Genomic DNA, 1,265 nt, shown 5'->3' on the forward strand with positions numbered 1-1,265 from the left:
GTGTTCATGACGGCGTATTACGGGTTGCGGGACCTGGCAGGCATCCAGCCCGGCGAACGCGTCCTGATCCACGCCGCCGCCGGCGGTGTCGGCATGGCCGCCGTCCAACTCGCCCGCCTCTGGGGCGCCGACGTCTACGCCACCGCCAGCCCCGCCAAATGGCCCACCCTCCACGCCATGGGCCTGGACGACGACCACATCGCCAACTCCCGCACCCTCGACTTCCGCGACACCTTCCACACCCACACCAACGGCCACGGCATGGACATCATCCTCGGCTCCCTCGCCGGCGACCACGTCGACGCCTCACTCGACCTCCTCAACCCCACCGGCCGCTACATCGAAATGGGCAAGACCGACATCCGGGACCCCCACACCATCACCACCACCCACCCCGGCCGCACCTACCGCGCCTTCGACCTCAAAGAAGCAGGCCCCGACCACACCCAGCACATGCTCACCACCATCACCCACCACCTCACCAACCACACCCTCACCCTCCTGCCCCACACCACCTGGAACCTCGCCGACCTCCCCCAAGCCCTGCGCCACATGAGCCAAGGCCGCCACACCGGCAAAAACATCATCCACATCCCCACCCCCCTCAACCCCGACGGCACCGTCCTCATCACCGGCGGCACCGGCACCCTCGCCACCCTCCTCGCCCGCCACCTCACCACCCACCACCACATCCGCCACCTCCACCTCATCTCCCGCCAAGGACCCCACCACCCCCACGCCACCACCCTCCGCCAAGAACTCCTCGACCTCGGCGCCACCACCGTCACCATCACCGCCTGCGACACCAGCGACCCCCAAGCCCTCACCCACACCCTCACCACCATCCCCACCGACCACCCCCTCACCGCCGTCATCCACACCGCCGGCACCCTCGACGACGCCACCCTCACCGCCCTCACCCCCCACCAACTCCACACCGTCCTCCAGACCAAAGCCGACTCCGCCCACCACCTCCACCACCACACCCGCCACCTCGACCTGGCCGCCTTCGTCCTCTACTCCTCCGTCGCCGGCCACCTCGGCAGCCCCGGCCAAGCCAACTACGCCGCCGCCAACACCTTCCTCGACGCCCTCGCCACCCACCGCCACACCCACCACCAACCCGCCACCAGCCTCGCCTGGGGCCTCTGGGCCCAAGCCAGCACCATGACCGCCCACCTCACCGACCACGACCTCGCCCGCATGAACCGCACCGCCATCCGCCCCCTCACCAACACCCACGCACTCCAACTCTTCGACGCGCA

General features: G+C 69.4%; 1 protein-coding gene. It reads left to right on the forward strand.

The features are described from left to right. Positions 1-1,265 (forward strand): MDR/SDR family oxidoreductase (locus ACH4RG_RS36485; protein ID WP_398540932.1); only part of this gene is annotated, 1,265 nt, incomplete at both ends.

Source organism: Streptomyces sp. NPDC021019 (assembly GCF_044333295.1).
Classification (GTDB): domain Bacteria; phylum Actinomycetota; class Actinomycetes; order Streptomycetales; family Streptomycetaceae; genus Streptomyces.